The sequence below is a fragment of the Shewanella ulleungensis genome, assembly GCF_014648315.1.
In the GTDB taxonomy this organism is placed as follows: Bacteria; Pseudomonadota; Gammaproteobacteria; order Enterobacterales; family Shewanellaceae; genus Shewanella; species Shewanella ulleungensis.
In genome coordinates, this window is record NZ_BMQW01000004.1 from 215,018 (window position 1) to 240,929 (window position 25,912).

Genomic DNA, 25,912 nt, shown 5'->3' on the forward strand with positions numbered 1-25,912 from the left:
CTTAAGCATATTCAAAAACTAGCATTTAAAACGTAATTATTGACACTTTGTAGAATATATTTAACACCCTACAGTTCATAACGTTAAAAAAAAGCCACACTCAAAAAGCGTGGCTTTCTCGCAATCAAATAACCAATATTATTCCATCGCTTCTTTAGATTTTTTCTCAGCACGCCTTGCTAAGTACCACGACAAGAACGCCACTAAGGACACGCTTAAGATGATAATTGTCGCCAGTGCATTAATTTTAGGTGATACCCCTAAACGTACTGATGAGAACACCACCATAGGTAATGTGGTTGAACCAGGACCAGACGCGAAGCTTGCGATAACTAAGTCATCCAACGACAAACTAAACGACAAGAACCAACCTGCAATTAACGCTGGTGAAATCATCGGAACGGTAATTAAAAAGAAGGTTTTTAAGCGCGTAGCACCTAAGTCCATAGCAGCTTCTTCTATTGATAGATCTAATTCTCGTAGTCTTGATGACACAACAACTGCCACATAAGCCGCACAGAAAGTTGAATGGGCAATCCAAACCGTTAACATGCCCCGCTCTGCTGGCCAGCCTAACAAATCAGCCATTTCGACAAACAGCAGTAGCAACGACAAACCGGTGATAACTTCTGGCATAACCAATGGTGCAGTGATCATGTTAGACAAAGTCAACTTTGCCCACGAGCGACGAAAACGAGTCATCACAAATGCCGCCATCGTACCGATTATGACGGCCATGGTCGCACTGTAGAATGCGATACGCAAACTGGTCCATACGGCTTCAAGAATTTGGGTATCTTTAAATAACTCACCGTACCATTTTGGTGAAAAACCACTCCAAACGGTAACCAGTTTCGACTCGTTAAATGAGTAGATCACCAAAATAAACATCGGCGCATACAAAAACAGTAAGCCAAACCACAGCATCACTTTAGAGAAACTTAGCTTCTTCATACATCGTTCTCCATATTACGTGACTGATAACGGTGGAATAAGGTTATCGGAATAATCAACAGCGCTAACATCACAATCGCTAATGACGAAGCCACTGGCCAATCACGGTTATTAAAGAACTCTTGCCACAACACTTTACCAATCATTAATGAATCTGGACCTCCCAATAATTCAGGGATAACAAACTCACCTACCGCCGGAATAAACACCAACATTGAACCGGCAACGACGCCGCCCATTGATAACGGCAAAGTGATTTTCCAGAACGTGTTAATGCTGCGAGAACCAAGATCTGATGCAGCCTCAATTAAACTTAAATCCAATTTCACTAATGTGGCGTACAAAGGCAAAATCATAAACGGCAAGTAGGCGTAAATAATCCCGATATACACGGCAAAGTTAGTATTGAGCATTTGGATAGGTTCAGAAATCACCCCTAACCACATTAAGGCGTTATTGATTAAACCGTTGTTACTTAAAATCCCCATCCAGGCGTAAATACGGATTAAGAACGACGTCCAAGACGGCAACATCACCAGTAACAAAAACACCGTTTGTAAACGTGCCGGCGCTCTAGCAATAGCGTAAGCCATAGGAAAACCTAAAATTAGGCAACCTAGTGTAGCTACAAACGCCATTTTTAATGAGGTGAGATACGCCATGTAATACATTGAGTCTTGCAGTAACAATAAATAGTTACCAAAATTCAGTGCAATATTAAGCATCTCATCAGCGTAACTGAATGTGGCTTCATAAGGCGGTATAGCAATGGCCGCTGACGAAAAACTCAACTTTAAAACAATAGCAAACGGCAATGCGAAGAACATCAATAACCATAGGTAAGGTACCCCCATGGTCAAATAACGACCTTTAATTATTTTCAGTGGATTCTTCATGAGTTTAATACAACCCCGCTGCTGTCTTCCCAACTGATGTACACCTCTTCTTCCCACGTTGGGTGGTCAGCGCGGCGTTCGCGGTTAATCATTGAGCATTGTACAATTTGCTTGTTTTTGAGCTTGATGTAATACACGGACAATCCGCCAAGGTAGGCAATGTCGTGCACAACACCATAGGCCCAGTTATACTGGCTGGCTGGTTTTTCGCGAGTAATAATAGTTTTTTCAGGACGCAGTGCTAAAAATATGTTTTTATTTTCTAGGCTGGTCGAAATACCATGGCCAATATAAAACTCACGGTCGAGCGTGGTTGACTTAATAATGGCGTGATCGACTTCATCGGCAATAATCTCACCTTCAAATAAATTCACGGTACCAATAAATTCTGCCACTAAGCGACTAGCAGGAGACTCATAAATATCCATTGGGCTGCCAGTTTGCGCAATCCAGCCTTCATGCATAATTGAGATGCGGCCTGCCATGGTCATGGCTTCTTCTTGGTCGTGAGTTACCATTACACAAGTAACACCTACGGCTTCTAAAATATCGACCACTTCTAATTGCATTTGGGTTCGCAGTTTTTTATCTAATGCGCCCATTGGTTCGTCGAGCAATAACAATTTAGGGCGCTTAGCAAGCGAGCGAGCTAAAGCCACACGCTGGCGCTGACCACCCGATAACTGATGCGGTTTACGTTTACCGTATTTTTCCATGTGCACCAGTTTAAGCATTTCTTTTACGCGTATCTCAATCTCAGCTTTTGGCATTTTGTCTTGCTTAAGGCCAAAGGCAATATTTTGCTCTACTGTCATGTGCGGAAATAACGCATAAGATTGAAACATCATATTAATAGGACGTTCATACGGCGGCATGTCGGTAATGTCGACACCATCAAGGAAAATACGCCCTTCTGTAGGCTTCTCAAAGCCCGCTAACATGCGCAACAGTGTTGACTTACCAGAGCCAGAGCCACCTAATAAGGCAAAAATCTCGCCTTGATTAATCGTCAATGACACATCGTCAACGGCACGCACATCATCAAACAGTTTGCTTACACGCTCAATCTTAAGCAGGACTTTTTCTTGCGTCTTTGTGGTTGGTTTATTGGTGACGCCCGAGGTGTTTACCATAATACTGCTCCGCCTTTTGGAGTATGTGTACCATAACAATCTAGGTTGTTGTGCGCACACTTAACCATTTCGTAAAGAGGCTAAATTAGCCATATAAAGTTTACAAATAACTGTAAAAAGTAGGGCGAGTTACCTCGCCCTAGTGCTTCGGTTTATTGACCTGATTTCACTTTGGTCCAAGCGCGTGTCACCACACGTTGAATTTTTAATGGACGAACATCACCAATGTATAACTTATCAATTACCGACTGAGGTGGGTAAATGGCTGGGTCGTTACGAATGGCTTCATCAACGAGTGCTTGCGCAGGAACGTTAGCGTTGGCATAAGCAACATAGTTACTGATTGGCGCAATAACATCAGGACGCAGTAAATAGTTAATTAACTTGTGTGCGTTATCGACGTTAGTGGCATCTTGTGGAATGGTTAGCATATCAAACCATAAGTTGGCACCTTCTTTAGGGATAGAATAACCAATCTTGTTGCCATTACCGGCTTCATCAGCACGTGCTGCAGCTTGGAACACATCACCAGAGAAACCAAATGCTACACAAATGTCACCATTGGCTAAGTCTGAAATATAACGAGAAGAATGGAAATACGTTACGAATGGACGTACTTTAGCCAATACTTCTGCAGCTTTCTCATAGTCGGCTGCATTTTTACTGTTAGGATCTAATCCTAAATAAATCAATGCTTGTGGCAACATATCGTCGGCAGAATCAAGCATAGAGAAACCACATGAACCAATTTTTTCAGCATATTTTGGGTTAAAAATAAGCTCTAAAGAATCAAATGGTGCATCTTCACCTAAAACGGCTTTAACTTTATCAACGTTGTAACCAATACCATTGGTACCCCATAAATAAGGCACAGAATATTGATTGCCCGGATCGGCTTTTTCTAACTGTTTCATTAAGTCAGTTTTTAAATTGGCATAATTAGTCAACTTTGAACGATCTAACTTCTGAAACGCACCCGCTTTGATTTGCTTGGCCATAAAGTGGTTTGAAGGTACAACAATATCGTAGCCACTGCGGCCAGATAATAATTTAGCTTCAAGCACCTCGTTGCTGTCAAAAACGTCATAAATGACTTTAATACCGGTTTCTTTTTCGAAATTAGCTAATGTATCTTCGGCAATGTAATCTGACCAATTATACATTTTGACCACTTCCTCGGCCTGAATAGCAGTGCTTGAGAACACACTTGCAGTAATGAGGGCCAACGTGGATAGTTTGTTTAGTAGCTTCATACTTTCTCCCTTTTGGATAATGGTCAGAACGGCGCTGACGTTAGTTTTTTTCGCTAGCAATACCAGCGTGTAAAATCTTCTTTCTACTGAAAGAAATTATCCAATGCTACAACTTAACTATGCATCGGTATGATTACAGCAACGGCATGCGCTCCCATAATTTTGCGGATTTTATCAAAATCATTTTCGATTACTAGAGCGTAGAAATGTTTTTGGTTAAAAAATCACTATTTAACAATATTCATTCACTCTTACTGGCATTATTTAGCTTGAATATACTGATAAGTATCGTTCAATGCTTGCGTTGCCATAGCCACTAAATCATCTATCTCACTATGACTGATAGTTAATGGCGGTGAAATGATCATGGTGTCGCCAACAGAGCGCATCACCAAACCATGCTTAATACACGCGTCGCGGCAAAACGTGCCCACGCCCACGCTAGAATCAAATCGTTGATGAGTGGTTTTATCTTGCACCAGTTCAATGGCGGCAACTAACCCAATACCACGAACCTCACCCACTAACGGATGCTCAGCTAATTGCTGTAAAGCCGACTGTAAATAAGGTGACGTATCGGTAGCTACACGATCAACCAGCTGTTCTTGCTCAATAATACGGATATTTTCTAATGCTGCAGCGGCAGCAACAGGATGACCTGAATAGGTAAAACCGTGGGTAAACTCGCCACAATCTTGTTTAATCACATCCGCCACTCTGTCTGAAACAATCACACCGCCCATTGGCACATAACCCGAGGTCATGCCCTTAGCAATTGAAATCAAATCAGGTTGTAAATCAAAGTATTCAGCAGCAAACCACTTACCTGTGCGGCCAAAACCACTTATCACTTCGTCAAGAATAAATAAAATATCGTATTTAGCTAAAATACGTTTAATTTCAGGCCAATAAGTTGATGGCGGAATAATCACGCCGCCTGCACCTTGAAACGGCTCAGCAATAAATGCTGCGACATTGTCTTCGCCGAGCTCAATAATTTTAGCCTCAAGCGCTTGCGCGGTTTGTAAGCCAAACTCTTCAGCAGACAAGCCTTTAACCTCAGCGTACCAATAAGGTTGGGCAATATGCACAACACCAGGAATAGGCAAATCACCTTGCTCATGCATACCTGACATGCCGCCTAAACTGGCCCCAGCAACAGTAGAACCATGGTATGCATTAATACGGCTAATAATAGTTTTCTTGTTTGGTTTGCCTTTCAGATCCCAATAGCGTCTCACCATACGCAAATTAGTGTCATTTGATTCAGAACCTGAACCAGTAAAAAACACATTGTTCATGTGGGCAGGAGCAAGCGAGGCAATTTTTTGTGCCAACTCAATTGCAGGTGGATGTGAACATTGGAAGAAACTGTTATAAAACGGCAGTTGTTGCATTTGCTTAGCAACGGCATCAACAATAGATTGACGACCATAACCGACGTTAACGCACCATAAACCCGCCATTGCATCAAGCAACTTATGGCCCATGATGTCCCATAAATAAACCCCTTCAGCGCGCTCGATAATTCGGGTGCCTTTTTCCGCTAAGCCTTTTGAATCGGTAAACGGGTGGATAAAATGCTGCTTATCTGCCGCTTGTAAATTGTCGAGCTTTTGCTGCTGGCTTACTAATGGGGTCGACATACTTATATCCTTTTAAGCAGCTAGCAAACACAAGGCATTTACTAGCTGTTTATTTACAACAAGAGCACATCGTCATTAATGTTGGCTCTTTAACGTTTGCTCATGCGAATAACTTACTTTTTGTTAACCATCACTATACGGTTAACAATAAGAATTCACGTTCCCAAGAACTCACTACTCGACGGAAGTTCTCAAGCTCAGCTTGTTTTACCGCAACAAACGCTGTAGTGAATGGTTGACCTAGATATTCAATACACGCTTCACTTTCTTGCATTGCCATTAGCGCTTCTTCTAATGTCACTGGTAAGTAGTTTTCGTTATTAGTACGGCTTTCGTTAGCTCGGCCTGTCACAGGAGTCGACGGACGTAAGTTTTTATCCATACCAATAAAACCACATAACAAGCTAGCCGCAATTGCTAGATAACAGTTCGAATCTGCACCAGGAATACGGTTTTCTATACGACGGTTTTGCGGCGACGATTCAGGAATACGTAAACCACAAGTGCGGTTTTCTACACCCCACTCTAAGTTTACAGGTGCTGATGTGCCCGGTAAAAAACGACGGAATGAGTTGGCATTAGGCGCCATTAACGGTAATAACTCAGGAATATATGTCTGTAATCCTGCAATGTAATTTAAAAATAACTGGCTTTGAGTTCCGTCTTCTTTAGTGAAGATGTTTTTGCCGGTTTTTTTATCAATCACACTTTGGTGAATATGCATGGCACTACCAGGCTCGTCGGTGACAGGCTTAGCCATAAAGGTTGCACATACATCATGCTTTAATGCAGCTTCTCTTAGAGTGCGTTTAAATACAAATACTTGGTCAGCAAGTGCCAATGGATTACCATGGCTGAAGTTGATCTCCATTTGCGCAGGACCATCTTCATGGATCAAGGTGTCAATATCTAAACCTTGCGCTTCACACCAGTCGTACATGTCTTCAAATAATGGATCATATTCATTAGCTGCATCAATAGAGAACGATTGACGTCCAGCCTCTGGACGACCAGAACGGCCAATAGGTGGCTTTAATGGTAAATCATGATCGTCTGAACGTTTAGTCAGATAAAATTCCATTTCTGGAGCAATAACGGGTTCCCAACCTTTATCTTCATAAAGTTTAAGTACCTTTTTTAATACGTTACGTGCTGACAACTCAATTGGGTTACCCATACGATCGTAACAATCGTGAATAACCTGCGCTGTAGCTTCAACCGTCCAAGGCAACATAAAAACAGCATTTTCGTCTGGTACACAAACAAAATCGATATCTGCATCATCAAGTAATGAATAGAAAATCTCATCATTAATGTAGTCACCAGTAACCGTTTGCAGCAACACGCTTTCAGGAAGTCGCATACCTTTTTCGTCGATAAATTTATCAACTGGCGCAATTTTTCCGCGTGCAATCCCTGTCAGGTCACTAATAACACATTCTACTTCGGTAATTTTATTGTCTTTCAAAAAAGCGATTAACTTATCCATTTTTATCTCACTTGTGTTGCCGCATGTTGTCTACAGGCTTGTCCGAATGCTTCGAAAATTGCAGTATAGAATGCATTTTCGGTTACTTTCCATTCTGGATGCCACTGGACACCTAATGCAAAATTTTTCGCATTTTTCACTGAAAATGCTTCAATTAATCCGTCCGGAGCAAATGCTTCTGGCTGTAACCCATCACCTAGACGCTCCACGCCTTGAGTATGAACAGAGTTGACCTCTGCAGTGTCACAGCCCCATGCATCGTGAAGGAGTCCACCGGTAACCAAATTAATCTGATGTGATAATCCATATTGCACATCTAAATGTGCATGCTTGTCTTCTCTATGTTCAATAAATGTGCCAACTTCATGCAATTTTTGATGCAGGCTACCACCATAAACAACGTTCATCTCTTGAAAGCCACGACAAATACCTAATACAGGGATCCCGGCATCAATAGCGGCTTTAATTAACGGTAGTGTGGTTGCATCACGCTTTGCATCATGGTGTGTGCCAGTCTCACTAGGCTTGCCCTGATAATGATGGGGTTCAACGTTAGACGGAGAGCCAGTAAACAAAATACCATCGAGGCGAGAAAGCAGATCTTTTGTTGGTAAATCAATACCTAATGATGGGATAACCAAGGGAAAACCTTTGGCTCCATTGACTACGCTGAGCAAGTATTTTTCGCCCACGATATTAAACGGATGTAAACCGATTTGTTGATTACATGCTACTACCCCAATGAGGGGAAGAGTTGATTGAGACATATCTCACCTTTAACAAAGAAGAGTGATGAACTTATTATTTTGCGTGTTCATTTTTTCACACACTACACGGATTTATTTACCTAGGCAAGAGGATTACTGATGATAAAAATAACTTTTCGCCTAATAAGAATAAAACGCTATTAAAACATATTGATAACTTTAAATTCACCTCTGTATCAAAAAAAGATTACCGCGCGCTTAACACAATAGAACGGAAGGTGAACGCCCCAAAATGGAGCGCGAAATGCACAAAAAAGGGGCTTTCATTGCTTTATATTATTTACACAAAGCTTAAAAAAACTGTTAGGCAGAGCCATCATAAACCTAGCATTAACCTTTACATTACTTCACATGAGTGAGGCAATAAGTTCGTAATAAGATGAATAAACGAAAACTAGAATACAATAACCTTAAGTTAAACATGCTCTGATTAACCGTTAATTTGAGACAAAATGAAGTGATGATTTTCAGGTAGAGGGTAAAAGCAAACAAACAACGAATAATAAACGATGAAGCGATAATCTCACGTTTAATGCTTTTATTGCGAGCCTGTAAAACTTGCCTTTTGTCTTGCTCACTGTGCGATTTCCCGCATCAATAGCAAGTGTATTGTTGGTATTTTTATATCAAAAATCAAACCGTTAGCAAGACAAAGGGTTATTAGGAGCCATCTGTTGTCACGAATTAAGGTTAACAACATTTATCCATTTTGATTTATATGTCGGTATCGGTGCTAAAAGTCAGCTGGTGTGGTGGCACTCACTATGCGGCAGGGTTCATCAAAAGGATTGCGAAAACGGTGTGGTTGTTCACTATTAAAGTAATAGCTGTCACCTTTTTCTAAAATAAACACTTCATTGCCAACGGTCACTTCGAGTTTACCCTCAACCACGATCCCGCCCTCTTCACCTTCATGCTGTAACATTTCTGCTCCAGTGTCAGAGTTTATCGGATAAGTTTCACTCATTAATGACATAGCACGGTTTGGATAATCACGGCCAATTAACTTGTAGACTAAATCGCCAGTACCAATATCGAGTAACTCATTGGCACGATAAACTACTTTTTGATCACCGATAGAACCATCATCAATTGAGAAAAAATCGACTAATGACATTGGGATCCCAGCCAACACTTTTTTTAATGAACTGACAGATGGACTAACACTGTTTTTTTCAATCATTGAAATTGTGCTGTTGGTCACCCCTGCGCGCTTAGCTAACTCACGCTGAGATAAACCTTTCAACTTGCGAACAGCTTTGAGGCTTGCACCAATGTCCAAATTCGTTCTCCTAGTTAGTGTGGGTACATGCTGACATTTAGTGTTGTAGATTATTAACACATCCACAACACTCGACATCAATTAATCACGATAACGTGCATAAATCAAAGGAATTGTATTTTACATCAAATGAGTGTTAAATAAAATGCACACTTAGGGCATGAACATGCTCAATCATTGTTTGTTTAACTGTTATTGATACGGCCTTAATCAATAACATGGAGTCTTTATGCCAGCAAAATCCCCTATTCATAGCCAAGATTATCCAGACTCCTTTTACGTTGCCAGTGCCATTGGAATAGTCGACCACCCAACATTAACAGAAAACATTGATGTAGACGTGTGTATTGTCGGCGGTGGGTTTAGCGGAATTAATACCGCGATAGAGCTTAGGCAACGTGGTTACAGCGTAGCTTTATTAGAGGCTAAACGCATTGGCTGGGGGGCTTCAGGTCGTAATGGCGGTGAACTTATTCGCGGAATAGGCCATGATGCTACGCAGTTTCGCAATGAAATTGGCGAACAAGGAGTGAAATCCATTCAGCAAATGGGCTTTGAAGCTGTTGATATTGTGATTAAACGTATTGCCGAGCATAACATTGAATGCGACCTGCAAATGGGTTATTGCGACTTAGCAGTAAAACCACGACACATGGATGACTTAGCAACAGAGTACCAGGATCTCAAAGCTCAAGGTTATCAAAAACCAATCAAACTGCTTGATCGTAGCCAAATTGGTGAGGTGATTGGCTCAGACTTTTACCAAGGCGCACTTGTCGACATGGGTAGTGGTCATTTACACCCGCTAAACTTAGCCTTAGGTGAAGCCCGAGTAGCACAAGAGCTAGGCGCTCAGTTATTTGAAAATAGCGCGGCAGAAAAAATCATTAAAGGTGACAAACCCAAAGTCATCACCGCACAAGGCCAGGTAACTTGTCATTATTTAGTCATTGCAGGCAATGGTTATATTGGTAATAAACCCAGTCCTTATTTAGGCGGTAAAGTATTACCCACTGGTACTTATTTACTGGCTACAGAACCATTAACTGAGCAGCAATGTGCCAATATTATCCCGCAAAACATGGCCTTTGCCGACATGCGCGTCGCCTTAGATTATTTCCACTTATCTGCAGACCGCCGTTTATTATTCGGCGGTTTATGCACGTATTCAGGTAAAGATCCAAAAGACATTGAAGCAGCGTTAAGACCAAATCTTGAAAAGGTATTCCCGCAACTAAAGGGCATTAAAATTGATTATGAATGGGGCGGCATGATGGGTATCGGCGCTAACCGTATGCCACAAATCGGCCGCCTGCCTGACGCAGCCAACATCTACTTTGCTCAAGCCTATGCTGGCCATGGAGTTAATGCCACTCACATGGCAGCAAGGTTAATTGCCGAAGCGATTAGTCAGCAATCACAACGTATTGATGTGTTTAATGACATTAAGCACATGACTTTCCCAGGTGGACCAATGTTGCGTTCACCGTTGCTTGCAGCAGGAATGTTTTATCATAGGATGAAGGATTTGTTGTAGCGTTTATGGATTTGCTGTGGGTTGGCAAAAGGGCCAACCTTTGTGCTTTTTATGGCCTGCGACTACTAATTGCTTAAGGTCGTAAGGTTCTACCCTGCACGGGCCAAATACGGGTCATTCCGGCGATGCTTTGAGCCGGAATCCAGGTGTTATTTTAGCTTTATACCTATGGCCTTCGGCCATATTTGAAAAATGCTTTAAGGTTTCAACTCTCTTTTGGAAAATATAACTCGAAACTATCAGACTTTATTGATCATTAGTCAGTGTTAGCCCTGCTGTACAGGCAACCATACTTTGACGCTTAAGCCGCCCTCTACACGGTTTTGCATGCTAATTCGGCCACCGTGAGCTTCAATTATTTCGCGGCACAAAGGTAAGCCAATACCAGTACCAGACTGCTTAGTTGAATAAAAAGGTAACAAGGCTTGCGACAATACCTCTGTCGACATCCCGCTACCTTGGTCTTCAATTTTAACTAATAACCCGTTAACTGGATGGGTCACTTCCTCAAACATTAACGACACAGTGTCGGCCTCCGCGCCAGACTCGTGGGCATTTTTAAGCAGATTGATAAAGACTTGTTCTAATTGCACTGCATCGAGCTTGATTGGCATAGTGGGCAAAGGGGATAACAGCTTAAATGGATATTGCTGCGCTAATTGCTGAGTCATCTTAGCCCAATCAATCAAGGTTTTTTGTGGCAGTGGTAATTTAGCAAACTGAGCATAATGGGAAATGAATTGGCTCAGGTGTGTAGTGCGATTTTCGATAGTATCAAAAATTAATTGCAACTTACTGTCGTCTAAGTGTTGAGTTAAAAACTTGCCGGAGTTGACCATAGACGCAATAGGAGCGACCGAGTTATTAAGCTCATGGCTAATTATTCGAATCACTTTTTTCCACACAGCCACTTCTTGGCGGTTAAGTTCTTTGGTGAGTTGTTTAAGCAGAATTAAATGGTGTTGCTGATTGTTTTGAGTAAAGCGGCCACGAGAGATATGCCAAGTTTCAACGTCGCTACTGTCAGCATCAGTATTAGAATGACTATCAACACCATCTACCCCGCTACCGCCCATCGAAAACAGACCTTCTTGCTCACTACTTAACGCCGCTTTAAGCGTGTCGGGTAACATCACCACAAGATCAGGTAACAACATGCCTTCGACTTTCACCCCCTGATTAAACAAATGTCTTGCTGCGCCATTGGCGTAAATGACTCGCTGGGAATCATCAATTAATAGCATGACATTAGGTGAGTTCTGAATCACCTTGTCGAGCATTAACTCGCGCTGATAAATAAACTGTCGCTCACTACGCAATTTTGCCGACGCTTGGTTATATAAGCTCACTAGCGCATCTAATTGTGGTTCGCCGTAAGGATGCAGCGACACACTAAAATCGTTATCTTTAAAATTCAGCAAGCCAATTTCTAGCGCTTGCAAACTTTCACTTAACCGTCTTGTTAGCCACATGCTACAAAAATAACACACCGCCAGCATCACAATAGTAGCCAACCATAGGGTGCCATCTCCCAATGTCAGCCACACTAAAGCGCCTGAAATAGCTCCTAAAAGACAACTCAACATGTTGCTGAACAGCAATTTAGTGCGCAGTGATAACATCATTATTTAGCCGCCTTAAGGCCGTATTTCTCCATACGACGATAAAGGGCCTGTCGGCTTAGTCCAAATGATTTAGCCACTCTGGCAATGACGCCATTGTATTGCACTAAGGCGTCTTCTAGCTGTTGCTTATCAGGTTCGCAAATCGACTGAGTAGCATCGAGGCTCTGATCTTGCTGGCCAAGAGGATGTTCAACGTCAAGCGCATGTTGGGCTGCTGCACCGACATTAGCTGTAGCCATCAAGCCAAAATCATCAATCGTTAATTGTGGTGACTTAGCTAACAGCGCCGCCCTTTTACAGGCATTTTCTAATTCACGCACATTACCCGACCAACTATGATTAATTAACGCCTGCTGGGTCGACTTATCAAGGCTAAAATTGGCACCAATAAAGTGTTTCACTAACGGTAAAATATCGTCCTGGCGTTGATTCAATGGTGCTATGGCTAGCTCAATGACATTTAAGCGATAAAATAAATCTTCACGAAAACGCCCATGAGCAATGTCGTCGGCTAAATCCGCGTTAGTCGCACTAATCACCCGCACATTCACTTTGCGAGTTTGATGGCTGCCCAAACGTTCAAACTCACCGGTTTGTAATACCCGTAATAGTTTCACTTGGCCAGATAATGGCAAATTACCAATTTCATCTAAAAATAATGTGCCACCATCGGCAGCTTCAAATCGGCCCATACGGGTTTTATTAGCGCCCGTAAAGGCACCTGCTTCTGCGCCAAACAATTCGGCCTCTAATAAATCCATTGGTAAAGCGCCAATGTTGACCTTAATAAAAGGTTTATCTTTTAGTGGCGAATTGGCCTGTAAAATATCGGCTATTTTGTCTTTACCCGCGCCATTTGGGCCAGTGATCATCACAGACACATCGGAGCGCGCAACTTGCAACGCCAAGTCAACACAGCGCTGCATTGCACCACTACCAAAAATTAGGCCACATAAATCGGCGCCATTAATGACCGACATGCGCTCACTGTCTATCCGGGTTAATTGGCTATTTTGCTGAGATAATCGATAAATGGATAATAAGTTGCTAATACTATTGAGCAGCTTAGCGTCATCCCACGGTTTGCCCATGTAATCAGCTGCCCCTGCTTTAACCAACTCGACAGCGGTTTCTAATTGGGTCCACGCGGTCATTAAAATAATCGGTAAATTAGGCTGTAACTGACGCAATGCATAAAACAGCTGTTTGCCCTCTTCGCCCGATGTGGTATCGCGGCTAAAGTTCATGTCTTGAATAACTAAGCAGATCTCTTTATTGGTGACAATCTCAATTGCCGCATCGGGTGAATGGCAAAAAATAGCATGGTAACCATGTAGTTCAATCATTAACGCAAGCGCTTGGCAAATGGCATGATTGTCATCAACAATTAAAATATTATCCATTAGAATATGTTTGAGTCCAATTAGGTTATTACTATACAAAAATCGATTTACACAACAGTATGTGTGCATTACAAAATCATTAACAATAGCATGACAGAACGACTCATTGTCATACTATTGTTACGCGCTCGCGCTGTATTGACACTACTTACACACTGCGCGTGGCCATGGCGGGTGAAATATTCGCAGCTTTAGTTGCCGGTATGATCACCGCGAGCGTTGTGACAACCAATAAGCCAATCACCGACACGATAGGATAAATCACTGGCACCATAGGTAAGCTATACAGTGACATTAATTGCTGGCCCAAGACTAATGCTAACATGCCGCCAATCACACCACCCACTATACATATCATGTAGTTTTCAACCATAAAGTATTGAATGATGTCTCTTTTTTTAGCGCCTAGAGCACGACGAGTACCAATTTGTTTGGTGCGGCGTTGAATATTAAACATCACCATACCCGTTAATCCTAGTGCGGTAATCAGTAACAGTAATATCACCATAATACTTAATACTGTCGCCATTAAACGATGGTTACTGTAGGTGAGATTTTTCATCTCGCTGAGCGTTTGAAAATGATCTAACACACGGTTTGGATTTTCTGCATGCAGTGCTTTACGTATGGTTTCTTCTAACGCAGGAATGTGTTCTGGTAATGCCCGCACCATATAAGACTTATTACTGCTACTGCCACCAAAATCGATATTTTGGATCACGCTGTATTCAAAGTTTTCATGGTCAATCCAAGCCCCTTGTAACTTATCGACCACACCAATAATGGTGACGGCTTGTGCGCCCTGATACATGGTTTTACCCAATGGTGATTCTTCGCCCCAAAATGCCTTAGCGAGGGGTTGCGATACTAACGCCATCATGCCGCTGTCATCTAGGCTGGTATTAATTTCATCGGCGGTAAAATTTCGCCCGGCAATTAACTTAGCGCCCATCACATTGAGTAAGTGCTCATTACCTAAATAAAAAGCAAATCCTGGAGTGCCTTTAGCCGTGTCAGCATCAGGACCGTCAACATAGCGGTCCATCCAACCGCTGTCGCTTAACGGCAACATATTGCTATAACTGGCATCAATCACATTAGGCAACGAACGCAAAATTTGTTGGTCCACTTGGTTTTGCTTCATGTTGTCGATTGCTGGATCAAAGTTGTACATACTAAATGTCAATATCTGCTCTTCTGCATAGCCCGATTCACGCTGCATTAACGACAAACGTTCGTTAATGATAAAGCTGGCATTAGACACAATCGCAACGGATAAAATGATCTGCAACAGTAATAAAATCGGCGCGCTTTTACTGCGCATTAAACTGGATAAAATCGGTTTGATATGAAACATGGTGATGTCCTTATTTAATCCGTTATTGAGTTTTTAAATACACACTCGGTTTAGTGCGGCACACCACCCATGCAGGATAAACCCCTGCCAATACAGCGGTAGAAATAGCAATTAACGGTGTAATAACCCACATACTGGCATCAAGCCCCGTAACACTTTGGTCCATTGAAAAATAACTGTGCAGCGCGGTTAACGAACCCCAAGCCCATAACAGCCCTACCACTCCACCAATAAAGCCAATCATGCCCACCTCGACCATGTACTGACTAAATATCTGCCCACGGCTGGCACCAATAGCGCGTCGAACACCCACTTCTGGAGCACGCTTTAGAAATTTAGTCAGTAACAATCCAAGAATATTGACCAGGCAAACACTCAAAAACAACAAACTTAAACCAACAAGAATTTTGTTGTCTTTGGGTACCACATTGTTGTCTTCAAGCCATTTATCGATATCGCTAATTTGCACGGCTTCCGCAGGGGTTTTAGCGGTATCAGTAAAACGACCAATAGCGCGTTGCTGCTCAACATAACGGGTTAACCAGCTTTGGTAATTTTGCTTTTCATCTTCACTATTAAGCTCTGTCCAAAACTGAATCCACACTTTCTCTGATGCTAAGCGATCGCTGTAAGTGAGCATTGGCTCGAACTGCCAGCCACTGGTATTACCCCACACATCAAATTCTTCCTGAGCGGTTAACGAAAAAGGAATGAATATTTCTTCTGCATCATTAAAAGCCCCATTGAGCGGGTCGTAATATTTAGGTTGTGGATTCCAGTCCTCAATAACCCCAACTATCTGGTAAGGTTTACGGTCTAAAAATACCGTTTTGCCCACACTGTTTTTGCCTTCAAAAAAGCGTAAGTTTAACTTTTGGCTAATCACCACTTGATACGCGGGGCGTAAATCAACGTTGGCGTCCCAATAACTGCCATATAAAAATGGCACCGAAAAGATCTTAAAAAAATCTCTGTCTGTCACACGCACACTTTGTAAAACAGGCTCAATTTTGGGGTTATCAGACTGCAACGCTAAACCGGTTCTATAAGTTGCCGCCTTTACGCTCAGTTCAGCGTTATTACGCAAGTTCATTGCATCTGTGTAGGTGATGCTTGAAATAAACTCATCCCAAGTATCTAAGCCTTGGCTCCAAAGCTGCACCGAATTAATCACTTCACTACGCTCGCCAGCCGGATTATAAGACATGGTTTTATACACATTTAGCGTGGTAATGGTAATGCCTATCCCAATCGAAATGGCCAAAACCATTAACATCGATAACATCGGTGTTTTTCGAATACTTCGCCAGGCTAAATCGCAATAATAAAAAAACATAATATTCCCTTTATGCAATTAACGCGTGCCAGTAGCCGCAGGTTGATACATCGAAAAGTCACACACCTGACCATCGACAATTTGAATATTGCGCTGAGCCCGACGGGCCAATTCAGGGTCATGGGTCACCATAATAATCGTGGTGCCTTGTTGATTAATATTCTCTAAAAGCTCCATTACCTGGCGCGCCATTAAGCTGTCTAAATTACCCGTCGGTTCATCAGCAAGTAAAAAGCGTGGCTCGCCTGCTAATGCACGTGCAATGGCAACCCGCTGCTGTTGTCCACCAGATAGTTGTGTCGGTAAATGCTTCATCCGCGCACCTAGCCCGACTTGCTCTAATGCTGATTCGACTCGACGCTTACGCTCGCTGGTATTCATACCGCGATAACGCAATGGCACTTCAACATTTTCGGCTAAATTAAGATCAGGAATTAAATTAAAACCCTGAAAGATAAAACCAATTTTTTCATTACGCACTTTAGCGCTGTGGTTATCACTTAAATTCGATACATTAACGCCATCAAGGCTGTATTCGCCCGAGCTAAAGCCTTCAAGCAACCCAGCAATATTTAAAAAAGTGGTTTTGCCTGAACCAGAAGGCCCTGTTACCGCAACAAACTCACCTTCTTTCACCTCAAGGTTAAAATCGCGTAGCGCATGGGTTTCAACTAAGTCAGTTTTGAATACTTTGCTGATATTTTTCATGGATAACATAATGGCTTCCTTGGTTTATTAGGTTGTTGCATTCCAGTGCTTCTACTGCGAATGTCTTACTGGTCAAAATTCAAATACTTAAATTGAATGCTCAAATTGAATAGGGTTAAAACTGCAGCTTAACCTTAAGCATGTCGTTAATATTAATGTGCAAGCTAACCGCTGAATTGATGTCTATTAATCGCGTGCTGGCATGGCTACTGATATCAATTAATTGCAAACTAACCGATAACCAATCTGTTTGATTATCAATGCGATAACTCACGGCTATTGCAAGAATAAATAACGCCACTAGCGCGATAAGCTGTCTACGTTGAATAAAAGTCATGGAATGTCCTTACTCAGTTAAGTGTCTGTTAATTTGCTTGTTTATCGACTTAGCTATCTGATTTGAATAGTGGGATCATTTTTAAAGGTTTCGGTGCCAGATATCACCCATACATCACCTTCTTCACCACCTTCAAGTACTTCAACTTGGCTCATACTGCGAGCGCCTAATTTAACGGCTTTCTTTTGGGCGATAGCCTCGTTAACCTGGTAAGCCACTTCTCCGCCCATATTGAGAAAATCACCGCGTTTGACGATTAATACATTAGGTCTGTTTTCCAGTAAGACTCGGGCAGACAAACGCTGATTTTGACGTAACGATAATGTGTTACTGTCAGCAAAGCGCACCCTTGCAGTCACTTCACGATTACGTACTTCAGGTGAAATTGACGACAATTGCCCCACTACATTAACGTTGCCAAAACTCAACTCAACATCCATCCCTAAACCTAACTCATCAGCATAAGACTCGGGTACAGCAAGCTCAGCTTCAAAGGCACTTAAATCGACCACGGTTAACATCGGTTGACTCGCACCAATACGGGCTTTTTGTTCCACCAGCCAGTTGCCAATAATGCCGTTCACTGGCGCGACAATATTCAGTGCATTCGCTTGTCGTGTGAGTTCGCGCACCACTAAGGCCTGACGCTGAACTTCAAGGGTACGGTTTTTAATTTCAAAACTGAGGGTGTCGCGCATTAACTCAACTTCTTGCTGAGCATGTTTGTGCAGCAGTTTGGCTTTATGTAAATCATCTTTGCTTTTTTCAAAATCAATTCGACTGATCAAACTGGACTCAATCAGTTGGTCACCACGACGACTTTCACGATCTGCCGCTTCTAAATCCACTTTGGCCATGTCTAAAATCTGGCTGACGCGCAGTTGCTCACGGCGGGCATCTAACTTAGCCCGCTCAAGGCTGCCTTGCATACCTTCAAGTAATGATTGCTGTTGCTGCAACTCGCTTTGCAAACGTGGGCTTTCAACCTTGGCCACCACCTGCCCGAGTTCAACTTCATCACCAGGTTGGCTTAATAGCGTCACCACACCTTCTTCAGTACTGTATAAAATGGGTGCATTGGCGGCGACAATTTTACCGGTAGTAGCAATATCACGAACCAAAGTGCCACGGGTTAAGGTTGCCAAACGTAAATCGGCACCATCAACTGAACGTTGATTACTGTCATGACTAAAACTCGCCCACACCAACGCGCTCATCAAAATGGCACCGCAACCTATCATCAAGGGCAGGCGAAATTTACGCCCTAACTTCGGCGCTACAAGGGTATCTTGGCTGCTAGTGTCTTTAATCATCTCAAATCCTTAGGTAACACGCTGACCGCACGTACCACTTCACGTTTATACCTAAGATAAAGCACAAGCCATGCCAACAATTATTTATTTTTATTTTTCATGAGGATAGAAATAAAACATAAGAGCCGAACACGTTAAAAGTGTCCGCGGACAGCATTAAAAACTGTCCGGTAATAGGGAAAGTGTCCGAGCGGACACTTGGTTTGCTTTGTGTTCATGTACTTATGTACTTATGTACTTATGTATCTATGGCCTGTGGCCACGAATGCTTTAGATCGCAAGGTTCCACCCTGCACTGGCCAAAAGGGGATCAACAGCAATCCCCTCTTGGATCACCCCTGCCGTTCAGGCAACATTTTCCGCTTTTTAACCAAACAACAGCAGCGAAAAAATTGCGACGGAAAATTATCCAGCTTTAAACCGTATTTGAATCCTGCCTCGGCCCATTTTGCAATAAAGAGTGAAAATGCTAACGCTTCAGATGGGAGTCTGATGTGAAGGATTCACGAATGTCGTGGTGGCATGGATGCCAAGGAACAACCCTTCCCCTCCAAAGCTAGCCAGACATCCATGTCTGGGCTCACGTCATTTTCTTCAACGGCCTCAAGTTCAGAGTTGAATTTTGGCATTTTTAAGTAAGGCTAACTCGTTGTTGGACAGAAACGTTTTAGAAAAACCAGTGTTTCAATTAACTTTTTATAAAAGTTTACCCTGACCCCACTAAATTTCAACGCCCCAATAAGGGGGCTGATAATTGGCTTGTTAGGTATTTAATTTAACTCTTGAGGTTTCAAATCAGGATCCTTATGCGCAAATTCTACTTCTGCTATTTTTTTCTCAGCTTCGTCATTTGTCATTACATTTTGTTGTTCTAACCATCTAAATTTTTCGATTTCATTTTCTTTATCGTTTTCAGGGTTTACCTCACCATACCAAGCTAATAGTTGATCCTTTTTACGTTTATTTAACTCCGAAACGATGTTCTCATGATTTTTATCCTGAATTACAAAGACATTGCCTCTTTCAGTTTTGAAGACCGAATATTTAACCTTAGTAAGAGCGAACCAAATTAAACATATAATACCAAGAACTAGCCATAAACCTGTTCCAGAAAGAGAAGATCCGCTATAAACGGCAGACCCAATTCTGTAACACCCTAGCAAACACCACAATATACCTACATTTCGTAACCACTCGTTTTGCTCTATTGTTATCGAAGACTTTTCCGGAAAGTCAGCATAGTTAAAGTCAAAATCTCCAGAGCCTGATTTATCTTTATATGCGAAATTCACGTATTCAGATTCAAAAGTATATGTGTGGTGGTTAGAAAATTTCTTTTGCTTTATTTCCATGAATGCTTCTCCGAGCTTCCTTTAAATACATAACGAGTCTGTAGGATTACTCGTTTTCAAATTCATTTTGATTAATGGATAAACAATATCTGAGTTTTTATTTTGATTCAATTGTTTAGTGGTGTTTAGATTATTATTTCACAGGTAGTTTTGTTGGTGTTCTAGTGCGCTTTAGGGATAATTGAGACGGGTTTTAAGCGTTTTTTGAGGTACGATGATTTGACCAGCTAAATGACAGACGAAGTAGATGAATTTGTTAATTGACCATCTTGGATACTAAAGGTATCTGACTGCAAAAGCAGTCAAATACGTTAGGCTCGCCTATTGACTGGCGGAAGGATCATATGTGTTAAGTAGCATTGTACGCTACAGCCTGAATCCACCCATTTAAATTTTTACTATACCTTTTTATGAACTTAAGCTGTTCCGTAAAAATATCTAAACGTTCATTTTCGTAACCACCAGCAATATATAACTGTCTAGTCGATGGTTTGATTTTTGAATGTAATAACATAAAAGAAGCATGGCTATAGCCGTTATAAAAATTCTTAGCACCAACTAAGAAATCAACGCCACCTTGATTTAAACCCAGTTCTTCTTTATTTTTTACCACCATATCAATTACTTTATCTGCTCTTGTGTGGCTCTTCTTTTTTAGGTAATCGTCATAAAAACTAAATTTATGCTTACCATTTGCAACCACCAATTTAGTTTCTTTTTTTAATAATGCTGAATAGCAAAGCGACTCATAAGATATTCTCATGGAATTTCCAGCAGGGGCAATATGCCCTAAAACAAGTAGTTGAGTTGCTGTTACGGCTGATTCAATAGCTAAAAAAATATATCCTGTAACGGTTGAAGCTCTAGTCGAAGGATCTTGATTACATGGAGATTTTTCTAATAAATTCAAAGCTTCAGAAAATACATTGGATAATTCTTTAAGTTCTTTCTCAAAGTCTTTAATAAATGCTTTCCTTGATTCGACATCATCACAGGAAATGTACTTATAAATGTCATAATCTTGCACCTAGCTAGTCCTTGCTACTTAACGAGAATGTAGAATAACTCTATCATACAAATTCAAATAAAAAACGAGCTCTTCAAATCAATCCTAAGCGCTTTTAAGACACTAGGTAATGCACCTGGAACCCTAAAAATTGGCTGTTTTTCAATAAAAATAGAAATTCTACAGCATCAACGCCGCATTCAGGGGCTGATGATAGCTTGCTAAAATGTGTAGCGAAGTGAAGGAAGCCAACTGTTAAAAGTCCTTTGCAATGGCTTGTAGAGTGCAAACAATACCGCGCCACCCATCATTTGAATACTGCTTTAAGACAACATCTTTCGACAGCGTCATCAAAAACAAAGTGCCTTATTTTCGTTGTCGTTTCTTTCGTCGTAAGTCTCGAGCCATCGCGTCTGTCGTCGGATATTTTGGTAGCACTAACCACAAGGCAATATAAGCGAATACGGGAATAGCAAACAACAGGCTAGTTAACAAAAATGCTAACCTAATGCTATTTTTTCGTAAATGATAATACTCAGCAATACCTGAGCAAACTCCTGCAATGATTACGGATTTGCCACGTGTTAGTACTTTTATATCGTCTAGACTTTCCATGTCACCTCCAATTCGCGGTTAACGTTTTTTGTATTCATGCTTTAAAATGTTTGCAGAGTTTAAATCATTTATTGGACTAGGCCGATAAGTAACTTTTTTACTCATCATATGATGCTTAACCGTTTGCTCTGGTGTGAGCGAAGCGCAACGACGTTAGTGGCCGCAGACCATAAGAAACAGTGCCAAACTCACCAGTTTAACCATCTACCCTCTTACTTTATCCAACGCCTCGCAAACTGCATTAACGCCTAAAATGGCTCTTGGGGTTGCGCGGTGGAGTAAATCTGCATCGAACTGATAAATATGCTGCTTTTTAACTGCAGGAAGCTCTGGCCAATCGGCCCAGTTAATGCCTAATACGTTGCCCTCATCTTGGCTTTGTAAAATCACCTCGGCGCCAGTGAGTAGCACATTTTCGATGCTAATTTGTGGGTACTCACTCGCAGCGTCATAAAACACATTTTCACCATGACACACATCAATCAAATTTTGGATCCAGCTGCCTTTCGCCACCGTCATCAATGGCGTTGACCATAATTGATAAAACACTTTTACCACAGGCTTAGTCTGATTTTGCTGTTTTATATCAGCTAATTGTTGACGATAATCATCTGCAACTTGCTTCGCCTTAATTGAATGTCCGGTGAGTTTACCGAGCAGTTCAAGATCAGTGGCAATATCAGCTAACGTTTTAGGATCGCTATTAACAAGGTTAAAGCCTAAATCTTGCAGTTGCTTAATGTCTTCCATCTTATTGCCGCTTTGCCACACCACAACCAAATCTGGGTTTAACTCAATCACACGCTCAATTTGCACCCCGTAATACCCGCCAATGCTGGGGATATTTTTAGCTTGTGCTGGGTAATCGGCATAATCTGTTGTGGCGACTATGGCATCTCCCGCGCCAATGGCATAAAGCATTTCAACACTTTGCGGCGACAAGGCAACGATCCGTTTAGCTGTCGCTACTGGCACTGCGCCGTTTACAGACAGCTCATTAACCGACACTGTTGCAAAAGCAGTTGAGAGTACACTTGATAACATAAATAACGAAAACGCCATCGACAACGAAACAAATAAACGTAACAAAGGGATATCCTTAACAACTTAAGTAACAGATCAAAGATGATAAAACGGCTTATTCGACCAGTTTATCTGGCCAACCATAGTGATCAATATAATTAACTAAATTTTTAGGTCGATAATTATTGTCATTCAACCAACGTGTTTTAACTGATTTATGTAAAACAATCGGGACTAACTCAGGGTCAAGTTCACGTAAAAAACGCTTTTTAATTCGATAAAAGCTGCGATAAGAGTCATTAATATCTGCCATAGGATTAGGCAATAAAGTATCAGACAAATGCAGCTCAACCGTTAACTCAAACATTTTGGCTTGGTTTAACATCCACTGTAACGCAATGTCCGACAAGGTGCTGCCATCCTTATTCGGTGCACAACTACCACCAATATTACTGTGAGCTCCCGCAAACCACACTTGTTGAATATCAATGCCACTGCGAGGTTGCCAAATTGTGGGTTCAAAATCACTACGATGCTCATCCAGTGCCAAAGCATGACGCGCCACTTTAACATTATGCCCAAGCTTGGTGTCGTAAAACTCATCTTTGTCTTCAAAAAGTCCTAAAAATGACACCGGGATCCCCATGGCGCCCACGGTATCCCACACGCCGACAAACGCCACTTCGCGCGATGGATGAGAATGCTGTTGTCTAAACGAAACTGAACGCTCACCTTCTGGCGCAAACGGTTTACTCTTCATTTTATAGTGGTCAAATGCTTGTTGAATCAATTTGGCGTCTGGGCGAGTCACAATACCGCAGTTATTAATTAAGCCGCATAAACAACGCACTGTATAAGCGCCGCGACTAAAACCAAACAAATAGATTTCATCACCTGGAGAGTAGTTTTGCACGATATAACGGTAGGTATCCATGATGTTTTTATGTAAGCCGCGGCCAGTTGCGCCGCCGATTAATGCATCATGGTATGAGCCAATCCCCCAATCATAAAATACCTGCTGTGGCACGCCATCATCACCTAGCGGCTTAATCGCTCGGGCGAGTTTGAGTACATTGGTTGCATGATCTTTTTCAAGATCCTTTTCAGGCCGATTCCATGTACCATCGGCACAAATTACAATTCGTTTTTTCATCACAGTCCCTGCTCCCTGCCTAAGTCGTCCTGTCATCACTATAGACTAAAAGCCAATTTGAACCCGACAAAAAATGACCAATACTCGACAATTAACCTTAAGCAAAAGGAACGGCTTTATGATAACTGCAGAGCAAAGTGTATTAATGATTGTTGACGTGCAAGGCAAGCTTGCCCAAGTGATGCAGCAATCTGAACAATTACATCAAAAACTGGCTGTATTAATTCAAGGGGCGCAACTTTTTGATATTCCAATTATTTGGCTAGAGCAACTGCCTGACAAACTAGGCCACACCAGTGATGAGTTGACGCAAATACTGTCAAAAACCACTCAGCCTATCGCAAAAGAGCACTTTAGCGGTTGGCATTGTGATGAGGTAAAGCAACAACTCAACACATTAAACCGTCGCAACGTTATTTTAGCAGGGATAGAAACCCACGTGTGTGTTTACCAAACCTGCCAAGACTTACAGGCCAACGACTTTCAAGTGCATGTGGTTAACGATGCGGTGTCATCAAGAGAATTAGAAAACAAAACCCTTGGAGTACAAATGATGCTAAACGATGGCGCAAAACTCACTAACGTTGAGTCGCTATTGTTTGAGTTACAACATGTGGCCCAAGGCGAGCGCTTTAAGGCATTACTCAAGCTGATAAAGTAGCCATATGATGCCAGTATGAGTATGATGTTAAGCACAAATATAACAATAACATCATACTGCTATGCACTCATTTGATCGGCCCATTATTATTTTATCCGCGCCACGTTCAGGCAGTACCCTACTGTTTGAAGTGTTGTCAAAAAGCCAATCGCTGCATACTATTGGCGGTGAAAGCCATGCATTGATTGAAACCATTCCTAAACTCAATATTGCCTATCGTCAGTTTAACTCCAACGCCTTAAGCGCTGACGATATTGACGATGAGTTAGCTCAGCAATTACAACAACGCTTTAGTGATGAGCTGCGGGACAGTAAAGGCCAAAAGCCTAAAACATCATCGGTTAGACTGCTTGAGAAAACCCCAAAAAACAGCTTGCGAGTTGATTTTTTTAACGCGCTATTTCCAGATGCGTTATTTATATACCTAGTGCGTGAACCCAAAGAAAATATCAGCAGCATTATGCAAGCCTGGCGTTCTAACAAATTTGTCACCTACCCTAACCTACCAGGTTGGGATAAACGTCACTGGTCACTGTTATTACCGCCAAACTGGCAACAACTTAACCAACAACCGTTGCACAATATCGCGGCGTTTCAATGGCAAGCGGCTAACGATGCCATTATGAGTCAATTGCAAACATTGCCACCCGAGCGTTGGTGCATGTTGTCGTATGACCAATTAATTTCTCAACCTGAGCAAACAGTGAAAGCACTGTGTGAGTTCACCGGCATTGAGTTTGACCCAGATTTAGCCAGCTTATGCAGCCAACCGTTACCGCATTCGCGCTATACCATTACCACGCCTAAAGCCAATAAGTGGCTAGACAATTATCACGACATTGAAAAAGTGTGGCCCAATATAACCAATACGCTTGGTCACATTAATCAGCATTTGAGCGCACACGGTCAGCCTGTTTTTGAAGCACAATGGCAAGCACATGATGTTGCACCGCCACCACCGCCACCACCGCCTAAGATCGATGTTGCAACGGTGCCACGTAATAGCCCATGCCCATGCGGCTCAGGTAAACGCTTTAAACAATGCCATGGCGCATTACGTTAATTT

General features: G+C 42.0%; 23 protein-coding genes. 3 read left to right on the forward strand and 20 right to left on the reverse strand.

The window, feature by feature from the left end:
* Nucleotides 1-138: 138 nt before the first annotated feature.
* From IEY40_RS09905 to IEY40_RS09940, 8 genes are all read right to left on the reverse strand, one after another.
* On the reverse strand, nucleotides 139-954 hold the full coding sequence (locus IEY40_RS09905) for an ABC transporter permease subunit (protein WP_160052984.1): 816 nt from the start codon (nucleotides 952-954) through the stop codon (nucleotides 139-141).
* Complete coding sequence (locus tag IEY40_RS09910; RefSeq protein ID WP_188955674.1) at nucleotides 951-1,850, reverse strand: ABC transporter permease subunit; 900 nt, start codon at nucleotides 1,848-1,850, stop codon at nucleotides 951-953. The genes IEY40_RS09905 and IEY40_RS09910 overlap by 4 nt, the downstream gene beginning before the upstream one ends.
* Nucleotides 1,847-2,983, reverse strand: coding sequence for a polyamine ABC transporter ATP-binding protein (gene potA / locus IEY40_RS09915; RefSeq protein WP_188955676.1), 1,137 nt, complete (start codon nucleotides 2,981-2,983; stop codon nucleotides 1,847-1,849). The genes IEY40_RS09910 and potA overlap by 4 nt, the downstream gene beginning before the upstream one ends.
* A gap of 152 nt (nucleotides 2,984-3,135) precedes the next feature.
* Nucleotides 3,136-4,236: a polyamine ABC transporter substrate-binding protein gene (locus tag IEY40_RS09920; RefSeq protein WP_188955678.1), complete on the reverse strand. Its 1,101-nt coding sequence runs from the start codon at nucleotides 4,234-4,236 to the stop codon at nucleotides 3,136-3,138.
* Between the two features lie 260 nt (nucleotides 4,237-4,496).
* Entirely contained in the window at nucleotides 4,497-5,882 is a 1,386-nt protein-coding gene (locus IEY40_RS09925; RefSeq protein WP_188955680.1) for an aspartate aminotransferase family protein, read from the reverse strand.
* A gap of 133 nt (nucleotides 5,883-6,015) precedes the next feature.
* Complete coding sequence (locus IEY40_RS09930; protein WP_188955682.1) at nucleotides 6,016-7,371, reverse strand: glutamine synthetase family protein; 1,356 nt, start codon at nucleotides 7,369-7,371, stop codon at nucleotides 6,016-6,018.
* A 2-nt stretch (nucleotides 7,372-7,373) separates the two neighbouring features.
* Nucleotides 7,374-8,138, reverse strand: a complete 765-nt coding sequence (locus tag IEY40_RS09935) for a gamma-glutamyl-gamma-aminobutyrate hydrolase family protein (RefSeq protein WP_188955684.1) — start codon at nucleotides 8,136-8,138, stop codon at nucleotides 7,374-7,376.
* Nucleotides 8,139-8,871: 733 nt separating this feature from the next.
* Nucleotides 8,872-9,420 (reverse strand): cupin domain-containing protein, encoded by a 549-nt coding sequence (locus tag IEY40_RS09940; RefSeq protein ID WP_188955686.1) that lies wholly within the window; start codon nucleotides 9,418-9,420, stop codon nucleotides 8,872-8,874.
* Nucleotides 9,421-9,649: 229 nt separating this feature from the next.
* Between IEY40_RS09940 and IEY40_RS09945 the strand changes: the two genes are divergently transcribed.
* Nucleotides 9,650-10,957 (forward strand): NAD(P)/FAD-dependent oxidoreductase, encoded by a 1,308-nt coding sequence (locus tag IEY40_RS09945; protein WP_188955688.1) that lies wholly within the window; start codon nucleotides 9,650-9,652, stop codon nucleotides 10,955-10,957.
* Between the two features lie 266 nt (nucleotides 10,958-11,223).
* Here IEY40_RS09945 and IEY40_RS09950 read toward each other — a convergent pair whose 3' ends face one another.
* The 12 genes from IEY40_RS09950 to IEY40_RS10005 form a co-directional block, all read right to left on the reverse strand.
* Nucleotides 11,224-12,579, reverse strand: coding sequence for a sensor histidine kinase (locus IEY40_RS09950; protein ID WP_188956018.1), 1,356 nt, complete (start codon nucleotides 12,577-12,579; stop codon nucleotides 11,224-11,226).
* Nucleotides 12,580-12,581: 2 nt separating this feature from the next.
* Nucleotides 12,582-13,985, reverse strand: a complete 1,404-nt coding sequence (locus IEY40_RS09955; protein ID WP_188955690.1) for a sigma-54-dependent transcriptional regulator — start codon at nucleotides 13,983-13,985, stop codon at nucleotides 12,582-12,584.
* 148 nt (nucleotides 13,986-14,133) lie between these two features.
* Nucleotides 14,134-15,342, reverse strand: a complete 1,209-nt coding sequence (locus IEY40_RS09960; protein WP_188955692.1) for an FtsX-like permease family protein — start codon at nucleotides 15,340-15,342, stop codon at nucleotides 14,134-14,136.
* Between the two features lie 22 nt (nucleotides 15,343-15,364).
* A complete protein-coding gene (locus IEY40_RS09965; protein ID WP_188955694.1) occupies nucleotides 15,365-16,678 on the reverse strand; it encodes an ABC transporter permease in 1,314 nt (437 codons plus the stop codon).
* 18 nt (nucleotides 16,679-16,696) lie between these two features.
* A complete protein-coding gene (locus IEY40_RS09970; protein ID WP_188955696.1) occupies nucleotides 16,697-17,395 on the reverse strand; it encodes an ABC transporter ATP-binding protein in 699 nt (232 codons plus the stop codon).
* A 106-nt stretch (nucleotides 17,396-17,501) separates the two neighbouring features.
* Nucleotides 17,502-17,723, reverse strand: coding sequence for a hypothetical protein (locus IEY40_RS09975; RefSeq protein WP_188955697.1), 222 nt, complete (start codon nucleotides 17,721-17,723; stop codon nucleotides 17,502-17,504).
* 53 nt (nucleotides 17,724-17,776) lie between these two features.
* Nucleotides 17,777-19,036, reverse strand: a complete 1,260-nt coding sequence (locus IEY40_RS09980; RefSeq protein WP_188955699.1) for an efflux RND transporter periplasmic adaptor subunit — start codon at nucleotides 19,034-19,036, stop codon at nucleotides 17,777-17,779.
* 770 nt (nucleotides 19,037-19,806) lie between these two features.
* Nucleotides 19,807-20,388 carry a hypothetical protein gene (locus IEY40_RS09985; RefSeq protein ID WP_188955701.1) on the reverse strand — a complete coding sequence of 194 codons (582 nt, stop codon included), beginning with the start codon at nucleotides 20,386-20,388 and terminating at the stop codon, nucleotides 19,807-19,809.
* Between the two features lie 349 nt (nucleotides 20,389-20,737).
* Complete coding sequence (locus IEY40_RS09990) at nucleotides 20,738-21,415, reverse strand: hypothetical protein (protein WP_188955703.1); 678 nt, start codon at nucleotides 21,413-21,415, stop codon at nucleotides 20,738-20,740.
* A gap of 345 nt (nucleotides 21,416-21,760) precedes the next feature.
* A complete protein-coding gene (locus tag IEY40_RS09995; protein ID WP_188955705.1) occupies nucleotides 21,761-22,009 on the reverse strand; it encodes a PspC domain-containing protein in 249 nt (82 codons plus the stop codon).
* Between the two features lie 204 nt (nucleotides 22,010-22,213).
* On the reverse strand, nucleotides 22,214-23,098 hold the full coding sequence (locus IEY40_RS10000; protein ID WP_268244199.1) for a cobalamin-binding protein: 885 nt from the start codon (nucleotides 23,096-23,098) through the stop codon (nucleotides 22,214-22,216).
* 49 nt (nucleotides 23,099-23,147) lie between these two features.
* Nucleotides 23,148-24,185: a T6SS phospholipase effector Tle1-like catalytic domain-containing protein gene (locus tag IEY40_RS10005; protein ID WP_188955707.1), complete on the reverse strand. Its 1,038-nt coding sequence runs from the start codon at nucleotides 24,183-24,185 to the stop codon at nucleotides 23,148-23,150.
* A 118-nt stretch (nucleotides 24,186-24,303) separates the two neighbouring features.
* Here IEY40_RS10005 and IEY40_RS10010 point away from each other — a divergent pair, with 118 nt between their 5' ends.
* Nucleotides 24,304-24,846, forward strand: coding sequence for an isochorismatase family protein (locus tag IEY40_RS10010; RefSeq protein WP_188955709.1), 543 nt, complete (start codon nucleotides 24,304-24,306; stop codon nucleotides 24,844-24,846).
* 61 nt (nucleotides 24,847-24,907) lie between these two features.
* Nucleotides 24,908-25,909, forward strand: coding sequence for a sulfotransferase family protein (locus IEY40_RS10015; protein ID WP_188955711.1), 1,002 nt, complete (start codon nucleotides 24,908-24,910; stop codon nucleotides 25,907-25,909).
* Nucleotides 25,910-25,912: the final 3 nt, after the last annotated feature.